16 protein-coding genes and 1 tRNA gene are annotated in these 15,721 nt (G+C 64.6%); 5 read left to right on the top strand and 12 right to left on the bottom strand.

The features are described from left to right. Positions 1 to 16: 16 nt before the first annotated feature. Both ACP7BL_RS01970 and ACP7BL_RS01975 read right to left on the bottom strand, forming a co-directional pair. Positions 17 to 721: an integrase arm-type DNA-binding domain-containing protein gene (locus tag ACP7BL_RS01970; RefSeq protein ID WP_426257483.1), complete on the bottom strand. Its 705-nt coding sequence runs from the start codon at positions 719 to 721 to the stop codon at positions 17 to 19. Between the two features lie 263 nt (positions 722 to 984). Beyond that, a tRNA-Ser gene (locus ACP7BL_RS01975) sits at positions 985 to 1,075 on the bottom strand. A 114-nt stretch (positions 1,076 to 1,189) separates the two neighbouring features. Between ACP7BL_RS01975 and ACP7BL_RS01980 the strand changes: the two genes are divergently transcribed. Next, on the top strand, positions 1,190 to 2,095 hold the full coding sequence (locus ACP7BL_RS01980) for a peptidylprolyl isomerase (RefSeq protein WP_260591463.1): 906 nt from the start codon (positions 1,190 to 1,192) through the stop codon (positions 2,093 to 2,095). Between the two features lie 3 nt (positions 2,096 to 2,098). On the opposite strand, the gene ACP7BL_RS01985 is transcribed toward ACP7BL_RS01980, so the two are convergent. From ACP7BL_RS01985 to ACP7BL_RS02000, 4 genes are read right to left on the bottom strand one after another with little or no spacing between them, the layout of a single operon-like run. Further along, on the bottom strand, positions 2,099 to 2,701 hold the full coding sequence (locus tag ACP7BL_RS01985) for an ABC-type transport auxiliary lipoprotein family protein (RefSeq protein ID WP_033965201.1): 603 nt from the start codon (positions 2,699 to 2,701) through the stop codon (positions 2,099 to 2,101). Next, complete coding sequence (locus ACP7BL_RS01990) at positions 2,698 to 3,669, bottom strand: MlaD family protein (protein ID WP_033965200.1); 972 nt, start codon at positions 3,667 to 3,669, stop codon at positions 2,698 to 2,700. Before ACP7BL_RS01990 ends, ACP7BL_RS01985 begins: the two co-directional genes overlap by 4 nt. Continuing rightward, entirely contained in the window at positions 3,669 to 4,493 is an 825-nt protein-coding gene (locus ACP7BL_RS01995) for an ABC transporter ATP-binding protein (RefSeq protein ID WP_126845537.1), read from the bottom strand. The genes ACP7BL_RS01990 and ACP7BL_RS01995 overlap by 1 nt, the downstream gene beginning before the upstream one ends. Then, entirely contained in the window at positions 4,490 to 5,587 is a 1,098-nt protein-coding gene (locus ACP7BL_RS02000) for an ABC transporter permease (RefSeq protein ID WP_126845538.1), read from the bottom strand. The genes ACP7BL_RS01995 and ACP7BL_RS02000 overlap by 4 nt, the downstream gene beginning before the upstream one ends. Positions 5,588 to 5,650: 63 nt before the next feature. On the opposite strand from ACP7BL_RS02000, the gene ACP7BL_RS02005 reads away from it, so the two are divergent. Continuing rightward, positions 5,651 to 6,322: an HAD family hydrolase gene (locus ACP7BL_RS02005; RefSeq protein WP_426257484.1), complete on the top strand. Its 672-nt coding sequence runs from the start codon at positions 5,651 to 5,653 to the stop codon at positions 6,320 to 6,322. 26 nt (positions 6,323 to 6,348) lie between these two features. Here the strand turns inward: ACP7BL_RS02005 and ACP7BL_RS02010 are convergent, their stop codons facing one another. From ACP7BL_RS02010 to ACP7BL_RS02020, 3 genes are all read right to left on the bottom strand, one after another. After that, complete coding sequence (locus ACP7BL_RS02010) at positions 6,349 to 7,611, bottom strand: DUF445 domain-containing protein (protein WP_426257485.1); 1,263 nt, start codon at positions 7,609 to 7,611, stop codon at positions 6,349 to 6,351. An 81-nt stretch (positions 7,612 to 7,692) separates the two neighbouring features. Further along, positions 7,693 to 10,854: an efflux RND transporter permease subunit gene (locus ACP7BL_RS02015; RefSeq protein WP_426257486.1), complete on the bottom strand. Its 3,162-nt coding sequence runs from the start codon at positions 10,852 to 10,854 to the stop codon at positions 7,693 to 7,695. A 4-nt stretch (positions 10,855 to 10,858) separates the two neighbouring features. Further along, the gene (locus tag ACP7BL_RS02020; protein ID WP_426257487.1) at positions 10,859 to 12,040 is read right to left on the bottom strand and encodes an efflux RND transporter periplasmic adaptor subunit; all 1,182 of its coding nucleotides are present in this window, start codon (positions 12,038 to 12,040) and stop codon (positions 10,859 to 10,861) included. A gap of 302 nt (positions 12,041 to 12,342) precedes the next feature. Between ACP7BL_RS02020 and ACP7BL_RS02025 the strand changes: the two genes are divergently transcribed. Then, positions 12,343 to 12,603, top strand: a complete 261-nt coding sequence (locus ACP7BL_RS02025) for a GlsB/YeaQ/YmgE family stress response membrane protein (RefSeq protein WP_010404868.1) — start codon at positions 12,343 to 12,345, stop codon at positions 12,601 to 12,603. Between the two features lie 87 nt (positions 12,604 to 12,690). Next, complete coding sequence (locus ACP7BL_RS02030) at positions 12,691 to 13,410, top strand: SIMPL domain-containing protein (protein ID WP_426257488.1); 720 nt, start codon at positions 12,691 to 12,693, stop codon at positions 13,408 to 13,410. Positions 13,411 to 13,493: 83 nt separating this feature from the next. Here the strand turns inward: ACP7BL_RS02030 and ACP7BL_RS02035 are convergent, their stop codons facing one another. The 3 genes from ACP7BL_RS02035 to ACP7BL_RS02045 form a co-directional block, all read right to left on the bottom strand. Further along, complete coding sequence (locus tag ACP7BL_RS02035) at positions 13,494 to 13,745, bottom strand: GlsB/YeaQ/YmgE family stress response membrane protein (RefSeq protein WP_126845604.1); 252 nt, start codon at positions 13,743 to 13,745, stop codon at positions 13,494 to 13,496. 102 nt (positions 13,746 to 13,847) lie between these two features. Next, positions 13,848 to 14,147 carry a DUF1153 domain-containing protein gene (locus ACP7BL_RS02040; RefSeq protein ID WP_010404863.1) on the bottom strand — a complete coding sequence of 100 codons (300 nt, stop codon included), beginning with the start codon at positions 14,145 to 14,147 and terminating at the stop codon, positions 13,848 to 13,850. Between the two features lie 101 nt (positions 14,148 to 14,248). Beyond that, positions 14,249 to 14,488 carry a hypothetical protein gene (locus tag ACP7BL_RS02045; protein ID WP_426257489.1) on the bottom strand — a complete coding sequence of 80 codons (240 nt, stop codon included), beginning with the start codon at positions 14,486 to 14,488 and terminating at the stop codon, positions 14,249 to 14,251. Between the two features lie 123 nt (positions 14,489 to 14,611). Here ACP7BL_RS02045 and mnmA point away from each other — a divergent pair, with 123 nt between their 5' ends. After that, the gene (gene mnmA / locus ACP7BL_RS02050; protein WP_426257490.1) at positions 14,612 to 15,718 is read left to right on the top strand and encodes a tRNA 2-thiouridine(34) synthase MnmA; all 1,107 of its coding nucleotides are present in this window, start codon (positions 14,612 to 14,614) and stop codon (positions 15,716 to 15,718) included. The last annotated feature ends 3 nt before the right edge of the window (positions 15,719 to 15,721 follow it).

Here is a 15,721-nt window from a genome sequence, read left to right on the forward strand (position 1 = left end):
CCTGCTGCTGCGGACATTACTCGACCGTGAGCACGATGTAACGGGCCTTGCGCGACCGCAAGGATGGGGCCCGCTCCCGAGCGCGCGACGTCGTGCTGAGGTAGCAAGGCTCATGAAATTTCCGGCCCACGGCTGCACCCGAATTGCCAGGTGACACCGTCGCCGCGCGCAATCCCGTGCACGGTCTTGCCAAGCTGGTTCTCGAGTACTGGTCGCCACCGAAAGAGCGTGAATTCCCGATCTTTCTCAAGGAGAGCGAACCGTCCGCTGGCGAGATCCACCTAGCGCGCCAATCGCCCTTCGATGATGTCGCCGGCGCGCGGCCGGTGCGCAGGAGCTCCCGTCGTTGAAGCATCATGATCGCGTTGGCACGCAGGCGCACGCGATCGCCATCGACGTCCGCCAATTGCTGCTCGACGAGCCATTGCTGCCGTCCCGCCATCGTGGCGCGTACGGTGGCCCACTGGGCCTTGGCGTTCTCGTGCCATTCGCGAGCCACACGCTCGAACGTCTGTCGCCCGGCTTCGAGGTTCGCCTCGATCTTCAGGCGCTTCGCGACATTGGGATCCTGTCCTTCGCACAGCATGGACCAGGCTTCATCGCGCTTTTCGCGAGCATCCGCCAGCGAGACGCGGGGATAGGCACCAAAGGCCATCGTCTTGTTCTTGCCATCATATTCGTAGTTCCAGCGCCACAGCTTTCCGCCGCTGGGGGTGACCATCAGGCAGAGGCGATTGGTGTCTGCGAGTTTATAGTTTTGGGGCGTGGCTTGGCGTTGCGCACCTTCGCATCGGTAAGCATGGTTCGGTCTCCAAAAAATACCTCGTTTTTCGACCGCGCGTACCTCGTTTTTGCCCCTCCGATTCGCCGGATGGGCGCGAACGGCTACGAACGGTCGAGGTCGGACCGGTCTGCTCAGTATTGGATTTCAGGAGAGAAAAGTCGATTTCGGTGGTCCGATGCGGACCGCTGGGAACAGGCAGGTGGCGGAGCGGGAGGGATTCGAACCCTCGATACGCTTTTGACGTATACTCACTTTCCAGGCGAGCGCCTTCGACCACTCGGCCACCGCTCCGCATGTCCTGGACAGAACGGTCGCCCTAGAGCGTCCGTGGCGACTGTGCAAGCGATCTGCTGCGGGCGGGGATTGCGCCCGTGCATATGAGCGTGGCACGATGGCACAATGCCGATGGTCCCGCCAATCTTCGCCCTGCTAGCCGCCGCCCAGATCGCCGCGAGCGCACCGCCCGCGCCGACGCCCAAGCCGACCGCTGCACAACTCGCCGCCGCCGCCCCGGCGGAGGCGTGGGCAGGGATCGACCCAAATGATCTGCTTCTGCTCGACTTTGCCGATGGCCAACGCTCCGTCATCTGGCTCGCCGCCGAGTTCGCGCCCGTGCATATCGCCAATATCCGAACGATTGCGCGCAGCGGGTGGTGGAGCGACGCGACGGTGTACCGCGTGCAGGACAATTACGTCACCCAATGGGGCGATGCGAGCGAGAAGAAGCCGCCCGCCGTCGGCATCGATCGTCATCCGCCGGCCGAATATGAATGGGCCTGGGGCGCGCATGGCCGTGCCGTCGCCAATCCGTATCGCGATGCCTATGCGACGCACACCGGCTTCACCCCGAGCGGCTGGGCCGTGGCGGGCGACGGCAAGGCGCAATGGCTGCCGCATTGCTACGGCATGGTCGGCGTAGCGCGCGATCTCGCACCCGATACCGGCACCGGAGGTGATCTTTATACCGTGATCGGCCACGCGCCGCGGCATCTCGATCGCAACATCGCAGTGGTCGGGCGGGTGATTGACGGAATGGCGGCGCTGTCGGCCCTGCCGCGCGGCACCGGCGGGGGACTTGGCCTGTATGAAGATGTGAAAATGCGCGTGCCGATCAAGCGCATCGTTCTTGCCGCCGATTTGCCGCCGGGCGAGCGGCCCGCATTTCAGTACCTACGGCCCGACGCGCCAGTATTTGCCGCAACGTTGGCGGCGCGCGCCAATCGCGGCGGGCCGTTCTTTACCGTGCCTGCGGGTGCCGCAGACCTCTGCAACCTGCCGGTGCCGGTGCGCGCGGCCCCGGCACCGCGCTGAGGCTTATTTGCCGACCCAATCGGCCACTTCGCCCGCAACGGTGTTGGCGGCCTGATTGAGGGCGACGCTGACGGGTCCTGCTGCAATCGCGCTGGCGTGAACGCGCGCCTCGAAGCGGCGCTTCTCGACGATCTTGCCGGTGGTGCGGATCAGCGATCCGTCGAAGATGACCACCGCGTCCTGCGTGGCCGCATCGATGCCAAACGCCCGCAATTCACCCGACAGCACCGCGCCGGGATCGGAAAACGCCTGCGAGCTGCTCAGCACGATACGACCGGTCTTTGCGGGGATCGTGTCCGATAAAAGCCGCGCGAACATGCGGTTGGGCGGCTCAACCCATTGCGCCTTGGCGACATAGGCGATCGAGGTCTCGCTCGCTTGCACCGGAATGCGTGTCCCGGCGAGCGACTGGCCGACCACCGGCACCTGGATGGTGATGGTGGGCGCGGTCCCCGAATTCTGCGTGTTCCCGACGGGCAAGGTGGTGGTCGAGGTCAGCGTCAGCAGCGAAGGGGGCGGCTTCGGCGCAAAGCTGATGCAACCCGCCAGTGGCACCATCGCAGCCAGTGCGAGCAGCACTTTGGTGGACGAACGAACCATAGTCACTGTCCCTTTCCGGGCTTGTAATCGGGCAATTTCGACTGGCCGATCAACGAGCTTGCGCCGCCGCGATCGAGCTTTTCGGCGACCGAGGTGAGCGCCTGCGACATCTGGCGCAGATCGTGGACGAGTTGGCCGACCTCGGGGATGGTCTGCTTGGAGAACGCCTGCAAGCCGGGCCGCGCATCGCTGACGGCGGCGTCGAGCGTTTCCATGCTGTGCTGCGCGCTGGCGATCGCCTTGTTGAGGTTGCCCATCACCGGATGGATATCATCCTTCAACATGCCATTGGTGGTGTCGGCGAGATTGCCGATCTGTTCGGCGGCAATTCCCGCCTTTTGCAAGGTCGTTTTGGTTTCGGCGAGCGTGGCGGCGATGTCGGGACCGCGATCGGCCAATGCCTTGGTCAGGCGATTGGTATTGGCGAGGATGCCGGTGATCGACTGCTGGTTCTTCTCCGACAGCACGTCGGACAGTTTCTCGGTCAGCGTCGAAATACGTTCGAGCAATTGCGGAGCCGAACTCAGCAATGCACCGAGGCCTCCCGCCTTGGTCGGGATCGTCGGCACGCCATTGGGGCAATCGTTGAGCGGGTTGACCGCCGGACATGTGATCGGCGGTGCGCCCTTGATCGCGCCATCGAGCTGCACGGTGCTGGTGCCGGTAAAGCTGCCCTGCAGCGTGGCGGTGGTGCCGACCAGGATTGGCGTGTCGGCATTCACGCTGATCCGCACGCGCACCAACTGCGGATCGGGCTTCCACAGCTTGATTTCCTTGACCTGGCCCGACGGCACGCCCGAAAAGGCGACCGCCGACCCCACGGCCAGGCCATCGACCGATTGCTTGAAGAAGATATCATATTCCTTGTCGGTGGCGGTGCCCCAGCGTGCGATCCACACCAGGAACAACAACATCACCGCGATCAGGATCAGCACGACGGTGCCGACCAGAACATGGTTCGAGCGGGTTTCCATCAGCTACTGCCTTTCGCTTGCGCGCGTTCTTCATTGTTGTGGACTGTGGCGATCGCGGCGCGCCCGCGCGGCCCCTTGAAATATTCCTGGATCCAAGGGTGGTCGAGCGCCAGCAGTTCGTCGATCGTGCCCACCGCAATCACCTTCTTGTCGGCCAGCACGGCGACGCGGTCGCAAATCGCGTAGAGCGTATCGAGATCGTGCGTGATGAGGAACACCGTCAGCCCCAGCGTCTTTTGCAGCGAGGCGGTGAGTTCGTCGAACGCAGCCGCACCGATCGGATCGAGCCCTGCGGTCGGCTCGTCCAGGAACAGCAGTTCCGGATCCAGCGCCAGCGCCCGCGCCAGCCCGGCACGCTTCTTCATGCCGCCCGACAGTTCGGCGGGGAATTTCGGGCCTGCGTCGGCTGGCAGACCGGTCATCACCACCTTGTACGCCGCGATTTCGTCGAGCAGCGCGCCTTCCAGATCGGGATAGAATTCGCGCAGCGGCACTTGCACATTCTCGGCCACGGTCAGCGTCGAAAACAGCGCCCCCCCCTGGAACAGCACGCCCCAGCGCTTGGTCAGCCCGGTGAGGTCGATTTCCTCGCGATTGACGGTCGATTCGCCAAACACCTCGACGTCGCCCGCGACCGGCACCTGTAAGCCGATGATCGAGCGCATCAGCACCGATTTGCCGGTGCCGGAGCCGCCCACCACACCCAGAATTTCGCCACGACGCACCGTCAGGTCGATGCCGTCATGCACCACTTGGTCGCCAAACGCGCTGCGCAAACCGCGCACGACGATGACGGGATCGTCTGCCTTGCTATCGCGCGTCATATCCAGCCGATCGAGGTGAAGAAGACCGCGAAGAAGGCATCCAGCACGATCACCAGAAAGATCGCCTGCACCACCGCCGATGTGGTGCGGGTGCCGACCTGTTCGGCGTCGCCCTCCACCAGCATGCCCTGGAAGCAGCCGGCCACGGCAATGATGAGGCCGAACACCGGTGCCTTCACCAACCCGACATAAAGATCGGTGATCGGCACGACTTCGCGCAGCCGCTGGACGAAGGTCACCGGCGGAATTCCGAGCGAGACCCAGCATAGCAGCAGACCGCCGATGATCGCGACGATCGACGCGTACATGCCGAGCAGCGGCATCATGATCACCGTCGCCAGCACGCGCGGCAGCACCAGCGCCTCCATTGGCGACACGCCGATCGTGCGCATCGCGTCGACTTCTTCGGTCAGCTTCATCGTGCCGATCTGTGCGGCAAAGGCCGAGCCCGATCGCCCGGCGACCATGATTGCGGTCATCAAGACGCCAAGTTCGCGCAGTGTGATTCGCCCGACCAGATTGATGGTGAGGAACTCCGCCCCGAATTGCTGCAACTGCACAGCTCCCTGCTGTGCAATAACGATGCCGATCAGAAAGCTCATCAGGCCGATGATGCCAAGCGCGCTCACCCCCACCACTTCGAAACGCTGGATCACCGCATTGAAGCGAAAGCGCTTGGGGTGGGTCGTCACATGCCAGAAGGCGATCAGCGTCGCGCCAAGAAAGCCGAGCAGGCCGTAGAGCGTGCGTCCAGTCTGGACGACCGCATCGCCGATTTCGCCGACGACGCGGGTTAAGCTCCCAACGGGGGCGGGGCGCATCGCCACCGGCTGGTCTGCATGGGCGACTTGCGACAGCAGATGTTCGCCATCGGCATCGAGCCCGATCACATCTGCATCATGCTCGGCGGCGAAGCGGTGGATCAGCCATGCCCCCACCGTATCGATTCGCGTGATCGCGCTCAGGTCGACATGCGCGACCTCGCCCTGAAAAGCGCGCAATTGCTCGGGCAACGTCCCGATCGCCGCCAACGAAAGGCTTCCCGTGAAGCGCACGGTGTCGCGGTCGAACGAGAAGGCGGCCATATCGGTCATCTGCTGCCTTCTGTGCTGCAATCGGGGTAGATCGGCAAGGCTCGAACATCCTATGGCGCTGCAATGCACCATCTTAGCGTCTACGATATGGACAAGACTATTACATACGCGCCGACTTGGACTTCGTTCCTTGTCCGCACGGCATGGGCGGAGGCTCCCTGGCGGCTGGCCTTGCTCCCGCTCGCCGGTCTGGCGACGTTGGGCTATGCTGTCGGAGCGATCGGGCGGGCCGGGTTGAAGGAAAGGACGCACGCGCTCCTGCTCGGTAACGCCTTGCCCGAGGCGGTGGCAGCGCGCGCTGCGGCACGATTCGCGGATCGGATCGTGGGCACGGGCGTCTATGCTGGTGCGCTCGCGCAGATCGCGGCGGACCGTGCCGCGGGCTATCGGCTGGTCCTGGCGACTGCGTCCTACGGCTTTTATGCGCGCGCGATCGCCGAACGGCTCGGCTTCGACGCCGTGATCGCGACCGGGGTGGTGCAGGAAGGTGGCGTCCTGCGCGCGCGCATCGCGGGGGAGAATTGCTATGGCGCGGCCAAGCTTCGGATGATCGAGGCGTGGCTGGCAGCGCAGGGGATCGCGCGCGCCGACGCCGTGGTGCGCTTCTATTCGGATCATGTGTCGGACGCGCCGTCGCTGCAATGGGCCGACGTCGGCATCGCCACAAACCCGCACCGGCGGCTGCGCACGCTGGCGCACGCGCGCGGCTGGGCGGTGGAGGATTGGGAGCGTTAGGGCGTGGGCCGGGTATTCGGCGACCGTTACAACGCGACATCCACTGCATGAATTGCCAGCCCGACCAGGCCGCCGACCAACGTTCCGTTGACGCGGATATATTGCAGATCGCGGCCGACCGCGTTTTCCAGGCGGCGCGTGATCGTGCCCGCGTCCCAGCCCTGGATCGTTTCCGACACCAGCCGCACGATGCCGTCGCCATAATCCGCCGCCATGCCGACCACGGCGCGGCGCACGAACCGGTTGATCGTCGCGCGGAGCTTCGCATCGGTCTGCAGTGTTTCGCCGAGCTGGCGTAGCGCATCGCCGACCGGGCCTGCCAGCATCGCATCAGGGTTGCGCGCGATCCGCAGCATACCGCCGCGCGCCTGCTCCCACAGCCCGTCGAGCCAGCGCTGCATCGCGGGATTGTCGATGATCTCGCTTTTCACCGCCGCCACGCGCTCGCGCATGCGGGGATCGTTGATCAGATCACGGGCAAGCGCGGCGAGCCCCGCCTCGGCCTTTTCGCGCAACGGGTGGTCGGGATCCTCGGCGATGCCGGTCAGCAAGCCATTGAGGCCATCGATGATCTTGGTCGCCAGCGTCTCGTCCAGCCCGGTCCAGCGCATCACGCTGCCTGCCCGGTCATGCACCATCTGGCGGATAAGCTGTTCGTTGGAGGCCAGCAACCGTGCGCCCCAGCGAACAATACCATCGAGCAGCGGCAAATGCCTGTCTTCGGCGATCGCCGCGCTCAACGCCTGCCCGAGCAAAGGCGATACGTCGAGCGCGCGCAGCCGTTGCCCGATCCCGGCCTTGACCATTCCGCCGAGCCGCTGCTGGTCGAACGCTTCCAATATATGCGCGGCCAGGGCGGCGGCACCGCGTCGCAACCGGCCATCGCCGCCGGGCGGATTGGCGAGCCAGCGGCCCGCCGCTCCGGCTATGTCGACCCCGCGCATGCGCCGCGCGACGACGCCCGGAATCAGGAAATTGTCGCGCAGGAAAGCGGCGAGCGTGGTGCCGATGCGATCCTTGTTGCGCGGGATGATCGCGGTGTGCGGGATGGGCAAGCCGAGCGGATGGCGGAACAAGGCCGTCACCGCGAACCAGTCGGCCAGCCCGCCGACCATCGCCGCCTCGGCAAAGGCCCGTACGAAGCCGAGTGCGGGATAGCGATCATCGAAGGCGCGCGCGATCAGGAAGGTCGCCGCCATGAGCACGAGCAGCCCGCCCGCGATCCAGCGCATCCGCACCAGGCCAGCGGGCGGGGCCTCGAAGGTGCGGGGTGGTCGGGTGCGGCTCATGCCCCGACCAATCCCCGAACGCCGCGATAGTTCAAGTGCAAAGCGGCGTTTGTACAATTGCGCGTCGTGTCGCGTGCGGTGTTACTCCGCCGGTTGTGCCAGATCGTCCGGGCCATGGCCAAGCCGCGCTGCGGCAGCGCCAAGCTCGGGCCGACGCGGCGGGCGGTTCTCGATCAGCGGACCATGGTCGTCGCCTGCGCGATACGTCAGCAGGTTACGGCGCAGGAACGGCCCGATTCGCCCTTCCAGCCCGACCGCCAGGCTGAAGCTGGCCGGCACGATCAGCAAGGTCAGCACCGTCGACATCAACAGGCCGCCGATCACGGTGATGCCCATCGGCACGCGGAACGATCCGTCGCCGTTGAGCGCCAGCGCGGTCGGCACCATGCCCGCGACCATCGCGACCGTGGTCATCACGATTGGCTGGGCGCGCTTGTGCCCGGCGTCGATGATCGCGGTGACTTTGTCGATGCCCTTGTTCATCTCCTCCAGCGCGAAATCGATCAGCAGGATCGAGTTCTTGGCGACGATGCCGAGCAGCATGATCAAGCCGATATAGACCGGCATCGAGATCGGCGTGTTGGTCAGCCACAGGCCGATCAGCCCGCCCAGCGGTGCCACCGCCAGCGACATCACGTTGATGAACGGCGGCAGCAAGCGCCGGTAGAGCAGCACCAGCACCGCAAACAGCAACACCACGCCTGCAAACAGCGCGACGATGAAATTGTTGATTAGTTCGTTCTGCCACTTCGATTCGCCCAGCACCAACTCGCGCACGCCCATTGGCAGGGCCTTCATGATCGGAAGCGCGTGAATCTCCTTCTGCGCTGTTCCGCTGACGACACCGGGCGAAAGATCGGCACCGACGGTCAATTGGCGTTGCTGCGCGACGCGTTCGATCTTGGTCGGTCCCGCGCCGAAGCCGATGTCGGCGACGACGTTGAGCGGGACCGAGCCGCCGGTGGCGGTTTGCACCGGGATGTTCTGGATCGTCGACAGGCGCTGCCGCGAATCCTGGTCGAGCGCAACGCGGATCGGGATCTGGCGATCGGACAGAGAGAATTTGGCGCTGTTCTGATCGATATCGCCCAGCGTCGCCAGCCGGATCGCGTTGGACATGGCCGCCGTGGTCACGCCCAGGCTCGCCGCCAAGTCCATATGCGGGGTGATGACGATCTCAGGGCGTTTCAAATCGCCGCCGATGCGCGGCGCGACCAGACCCGGCAAGCGCGACATCTGCTCGACCAATTTGGCCCCGGTTTCCGCCAGCAATTTGGGATCGTCACCACCCAGCGTGATGGTGAGCGCGCGCCCGCTGCCGCCCCAGCCGCTGTCCGAGCGGAAGGAAACGCGCGCATCGGGAATTTTCTGCAGTTCGGGCGCGAGCGAGCGTTCAAACTCATAGCTCTTCATCGTGCGTTCTTTTTTCGGCTTGAAGATCGCGCGGACGCGACCGTTGCCGACAAACGCACGAGCATAGACCGAATCGACCCCCGGTTGTTTCTGAAGGAAGGTCGCGACGCGAGTCACCACCGCCTGCGTTTCGGCGAGGGTGGTGCCGGGCACCATCTCGATCAGCGCGGTGCTGCTGTCGCTGTCGCGCAGCGGCTGGAAGGTCGACGGGAGCACCGAGAACAGGAAGATGGTTGCGCCGAACGCGGCCGCACCGGCGACAACCGCAGACCAGCGGTGGAGCAAGGTCCATTTCAGAATGCGGATATACGCATCCATGATGAAGCCTTCACCGTGCGAGGCTTCGCCATGCGACTTCAGGAAATAAGCGGCGAGCATCGGCGTGATGAGGCGCGCGACGGCAAGGCTCATCAGCACCGAGGCGACCACCGTCAGGCCGAAATTCTTGAAGAACTGCCCGGAAATGCCCGGCATCAGGCCGACCGGCAGGAACACTGCGACGATCGCCATCGTCGTGGCGAGCACTGCCAGGCCGATTTCGTCGGCGGCGTCGATCGCGGCCTGATAGGCGGATTTGCCCATGCGCATGTGGCGCACGATGTTTTCGATCTCCACGATCGCATCGTCCACCAGCACGCCCGCGACCAGGCTCAGCGCCATCAGCGTCATGTTGTTGAGCGTGAAGCCCATCAGCTTCATGACCCAGAAGGTCGGGATCGCGGACAAGGGGATGGCGAGCGCGGAGATGACGGTCGAGCGCCAATCGCGCAGGAAGATCAGCACGATCACCACCGCCAGCGCGGCACCCTCGACCATCGCTTCCATCGCGGCGTCATATTGCGCCTTGGTGTATTTCACGCTGTCGGCGATGCGCTTGAAATGGACCTTGGGGTAACGCTTCTCGAGCGCGGCCAGTTTCTTTTCGGCTTCGGCGAAAACGGCGACGTCCGACGCGTTCTTGGCGCGCTGGAAATCGAAGCTCAGCACCTGTTTGCCGTCGAGCTGCGAGGCTGAACGCTGTTCGGCGTACAGATCTTCGACGCGACCGAGATCGGTGACCTTGATCGTGCGGCCATTACCCGTGGCGATCTGCACCTGTCCGAGCTCATAGGCGGTCTGGGCGTTTCCGAGCACCCGGACCGACTGCTCCGAGCCGGCAATCTGCGCGCGCCCGCCCGCCGCGTTGAGGTTGACCTGGCGCAGCTCCTGATTGACCTGCGCCGCCGTCAGCCCCTGCGCCGACAGCTTCACCGGATCGAGGATGACGCGGATTTCGCGGTTGACGCCGCCATTGCGCTGCACCCCGGCGAGCCCCGAGACCGACAGCAATTCCTTCGACACGGTATTGTCGATGTACCAGCTCAATTGCTCGACGGTGAGATCGGTGCTGATCGCGGCATAGCTGGCGAGATCGTTACCGGTGGTGTCGGCGCGCATGATCTGCGGTTCGAGAATGCCCTCGGGCAGATTGCTGCGGATCTGCGCGATCGACGAGCGCACGTCCTCGACCGCGCGGTCGATCGGCGTGCCGATCGCGAGCTGGACGATCGTTTGCGAATCGCCCTCGGTCACGGTCGAATTGATCTCGTCGATGCCCTGCAGCGATCGCACAGCGGCTTCGACGCGCTGGGTAACCTGCGTTTCCAGCTCGCTTGGCGCGGCACCGGGTTGCGAGATATCGATGATGACGACCGGAAAATCGATGTCCGGCTGGTTGTTCACGTCCAGGCTGCGAAAGCTGACAATGCCAGCGATCGTCAGCATGACGAACAGCACGATCGACGGGACCGGGTTGCGGATCGACCAAGCCGAGATGTTCCGGAAGTTCATCGACCTACCTCTTATTTGCCGCGTCGGCCGTCACCAGCGCCGGATTGACCTTTTGGCCCGGCGTAAGGAACGCCCCCGCCGTCAGCACGACCCGCTCGGTGCCGTTAAGTCCGGAGGCGATCGCCACGCCCTTGTCGGACACTTCGCCAACCGTGATCGCGCGGCGCGTTGCCTTGTCGTCAGGCCCGACGACATAGACGTAATTGCCCTTTTCATCGCTCTGGATCGAAGCGTTGGGCAATTGCGGGACGTCGGTCGTGCCAGCCACGATCGTTGCCGCTGCAAAGCCACCGGGACGCAGCAGGGGGCTGTAGGGCAGCGCGATGCGCGCAATACCCTGGCGCGACTGCGGATCGATCACGGGCGACACCTGCCACACCTCGCCGGTAAACACGTCACTGCCGCCGACCGGCGTCACCTTCGCCTGCGATCCGACGTGCAGACCGCGCAGGTCGGCCTCGCTGACTTGCGCGCGCAGCTCCAACTGGCCGTTTTCCGCCATGCGGAACAGCACGCCCGAGCCCGCCGAGACGACCTGACCGGCCTCGACGTTGCGCGTCAGCACCAGCCCGGCGGCGGGTGCGCGAATGTCCAGGCGACCATTGCTCGCCTGTTGCTGCGACAGCTGCGCTTCGGCCACTTTCACGCGCGCGGCGGCGGCGTCGCGAGTCGCGGTCTTGGTGTCGATGTCGGAGCGGGAGATAAAGCCCCGCGACACCAGCTGCTTGGCGCGGTCGAGTTGGGACTGGGCGAGCGTCGCGTCGGCCTGCGCGACCTTGATCTGCGCGGCCAGCGAGGCCGCCGTCTGCGTCTGCACCGAGCGGTCGACTCGCGCCAGCACTTGGCCCTTCTCGACCCATTGGCCGGGTTCGACCAGCACGCGGGTCACGATGCCGCCTTCGCCGGAGACGCCGACGGGCATATCACGCCGCGCGGCAAGCGACCCCGTTGCCGAAATCGTGCGCGCGACGCTGGAGCGGCCGGGGATCACCACCGATACCAGCGGCAATTGTTCTGTCGGCTTGGCCGCGGGTGGGCTGCTCCGACCGAAGATCAGATAACCGCCCACCAAAAGCAGCACAATCACCGCGCCGACAATGGCAAACAGCCGCCAGCGCGGCCGCCCGGGGCCGCCCGGTAGGCTGAGCACCTCCTCATTGCCGATCGCCCGCGTCTCATAGTTCATGTGCGTCAATCCCCGCCCCCTGGGCTCTCATCCTATCGCGACAGTGTGCGGCTGCCGACGTTCATTCTTGCTGTGTTATAGAAATAGATCACCAACCTCAAGAGGCTGATCCTACAGAATATGGCATGGCGTGTTTCCGGTTCGCTCGCAAGTCGATCGGCGCGGTTCGGTGGCAATTGCGCGGCCTCGCCACCCCATGTCGACAGATTTCGTCACGGTGTCGAAATAATCTCGTTGCATCTGGGGTCGGCGGGCGCGAGGGTCGAGCGGATCCGGAACGCAAAGGCGATGGGAGAAAGGCGATGGACCGTTCTATTCTCGGTTGGCTGTTGATCGGGCTGGTTGCGGGCGTGCTTGGAAAGCTGATCATGCCGGGCAAGGATCCGGGCGGCTTTGTCGTCACCATTTTGATCGGCGTCGCGGGCGCGTTTCTTGCGGGCTTTATCGCCAAATCGATGCACGTCGCTTTGGTGGGCGGTTGGGAAAATTATGCGGCAGCAACGGGCGGCGCGGTCATCGTGTTGGCCTTGTACCGCCTCATTGTCACGCGCCGGAATCGATAAGCTGTTCATCTCCGGTTGGTGAGCAGACTGCCATCATCGCAGGCAGGATATGAACCGAACAGCGGTTCATTCTACCGGGAGTGTTTTATGCGTTCGACTTTTTTTCTGCTTGCCCCCGTCTTGATACTGGCCGCCGCCAGCCCCGCCGTCGCGCAGACTGCGCCGCAATTGCTGCCGGACGGGACATTGCTCGACATAACGGCGGAAGGGCATGTCGCGCGAGCACCCGATGTTGCGACGATCCGGGCCGGAGTGGTGACGCAAGGCCAGACTGCGGCCGCCGCGCTTTCTGAAAATGGCGCGCGCATGACGCGGGTTCTCGCTGCGCTGAAAAAGGCGGGCGTGGCGGCGCGCGACGTGCGCACGGCGAATGTCTCGCTCAGCCCGCAATATCGCTATGCAGACGGCCAGGCTCCGGTGGTAACGGGCTATCAAGCGAGCAACAGCGTCGCCGTGCGCTTCCGCGATGTCGCCAAATCGGGGGCGATTCTGGATGCGCTGGTCGCTGAGGGCGCAAACCAGATCGATGGGCCAAGCCTCACCATCGACCAGCCCGAAGCGGCGCTTGATGAAGCCCGCATTTCGGCGGTGAAGATCGCGCAGGCGCGGGCCGAGCTTTACGCCAAGGCCTCCGGCCTGTCAGTGGCGCGGATCGTGTCGATCGCGGAAAGCGGAACCAATGACGGCGCGACGCCGCAGCCGCCGATGGTTTTCGCCCGCCAGATGAAGGTGAGCGACGCAACCCCGGTTGCGGCGGGCGAAACCGAGGTGTCGATCACGCTGTCGGTACGCTTCCTGCTGAAATGACCTGCGGCACCTTCGCAATGCCGTGAACGAAAAAAAGGCCGCCGGGATCGCTCCCGGCGGCCTTTTTTGTAGCTTGGTTGCGCTTAGCGGACCGAGCCGCGGCGGATGAGATTGACGATCGCCAGTAGAATGATCGCGCCAATCAAAGAATATACGAAGGTCATGACAGTAATGACCTGGTTGATGCCCGCTCCGAACAGGAACGATGCAATCACCGATCCGATAATGCCGACGACGACGTTGAGAACAATGCCCTGCTGTCCATCGGTGCGCATCACCATGCTGGCGAGCCAGCCGCAAACACCACCGACCACGAGCCAAACAATGAGACCGATCATCTTACCCTCCATTTTCCCGGCTGCATCCGGGATACGGGGACAAGACTCACGAATTGCGATTTTTGTTCCGGCTACGGTTTGAAGAGTGGCGTGCGACGGTCAGTATTTCTGCTGACGCTCGTAGAGCGATTTGTAATGCTGGATCCGCGTGACGCGCAGGCCCGGCATCCCCGAGCGGTCAATCGCCCGCTGCCAGCCCGCAAATTCCTCGACCGTCAGGCCGTAGCGATCGCACACCTCGTCCACCGACAGCAGTCCGCCATTGACCGCGGCGACCACCTCGGCCTTGCGGCGAACGACCCAGCGGGTCGTCTCCGGCGGCGGAAGCGATTCGAGCGTCAGTGGCTCTCCGAGGGGGCCGATCACCTTGGCTGGGCGAATCTTCTGGTTTTCGATCATTCTGTAACCTCGTGGCGGGGCGGGGGGACCCCTGCATCTTAATAACGGTCATTACTCTAAGGACTTGAACGTCGGCTAAAGCGGCTCGGTAAACAGCGCCTTCATTTTTCGGGCTCCCGCGTCGGCGGGGCGGCGAGCATTTCTGCGACGGCGAGGTTGAACGCGCCATGGGCGGGCGCGAACCATGCGCGCTGCACGGTGACGGTGGGCAGGCGTCCCTGCACCAGCGCAGTCGGACTAGCGGCCTGCCGCGCGGCGATACCGACCATCAGCACGGCGAGGTCGGGCGGCAGCGCCACCACCGTCGCATCGGCTTCGAATCTGGAAAAACTCAGGTCCACGCATGCACTTCCGCTAAGGATCGAACTCTATCTGTAGCGGCGAGGTTCTTTCGGGCGGGTAAAGCCGCCGATCTTTTTTTGGGTTTTTTGCATGTGCGCGTAGGAGCGCCTATCTCCGCCGCCATGAACGAAGCCGATTTTCAACTGGGTGCCGATCTTGCAGGCAAGCGTATCGTCGTCGCGATGTCGGGCGGCGTCGATAGCTCGGTCGTGGCGGCGCTCGCCGCGCGGACGGGGGCGGAGACGATCGGGATCACGCTGCAACTCTACGATCATGGCGAGGCGGTCGGGCGTGCGGGGTCGTGCTGCGCCGGGCGCGACATTCGCGATGCGCGCAGCGTGTGCGACCGGCTCGGCATCGCGCATTATGTGTTCGACCATGAATCGCGCTTTCGCGACCAGGTGATCGATCGCTTCGCCGACGATTATCTCGCGGGGCGGACGCCGATTCCGTGCATTCAGTGCAATATGGGGCCGAAATTCACCGATCTGCTCGCCGCCGCGCGCGATCTGGGGGCGGATTGCCTGGCGACCGGCCATTATGTGCGGCGCGTGGAAGGGCCGGGGGGTGCTGAACTGCACCGTGCCTTTGACCCCGCGCGCGACCAAAGCTATTTCCTGTTCGCAACCACGCAGGAGCAACTCGATTATCTGCGGTTTCCGCTGGGCGGCTTGCCCAAGCCGCGCGTGCGCGAAATCGCAGCCGAATTGGGGCTGGGGGTGGCGGGCAAGCCGGACAGTCAGGATATCTGCTTCGTGCCCGACGGCGATTATGCGTCGCTGGTCAAGAAGTTGCGGCCCGAGGCCGACACCAGCGGCGAAATTGTCGACGAGGCGGGCCGCGTGCTCGGGCGGCACCGTGGCCTGATCCACTTCACCGTGGGGCAGCGGCGTGGCCTGGAAATCGGCGGCACGCCGGAGCCGCTGTATGTCATCCGACTGGAGGCGGCGACCAAGCGCGTGATCGTCGGCCCCAGGGCGGCGCTTGCGGTCGGCGCGGCGCGGCTGAGCGGGGTCAATTGGCTGGGCGGGGATTATACCGGGCCGATGACGGCCAAGGTCCGCTCGCTCGCCAAGCCGGTTGCGGCACGCTTCGATGGCGCGCGCGTGAGCTTCGATGCGCCCGAATATGGCGTGGCACCGGGGCAAGCGACGGTGCTCTATGCCGGCGACCGCGTGCTGGGCGGCGGCTGGATCGAGGAAACCGAAGGCGCGCTCGTCGCGGCCTGACGC

This window comes from Sphingomonas sp. DC1600-2, from assembly GCF_049897605.1.
Classification (GTDB): domain Bacteria; phylum Pseudomonadota; class Alphaproteobacteria; order Sphingomonadales; family Sphingomonadaceae; genus Sphingomonas.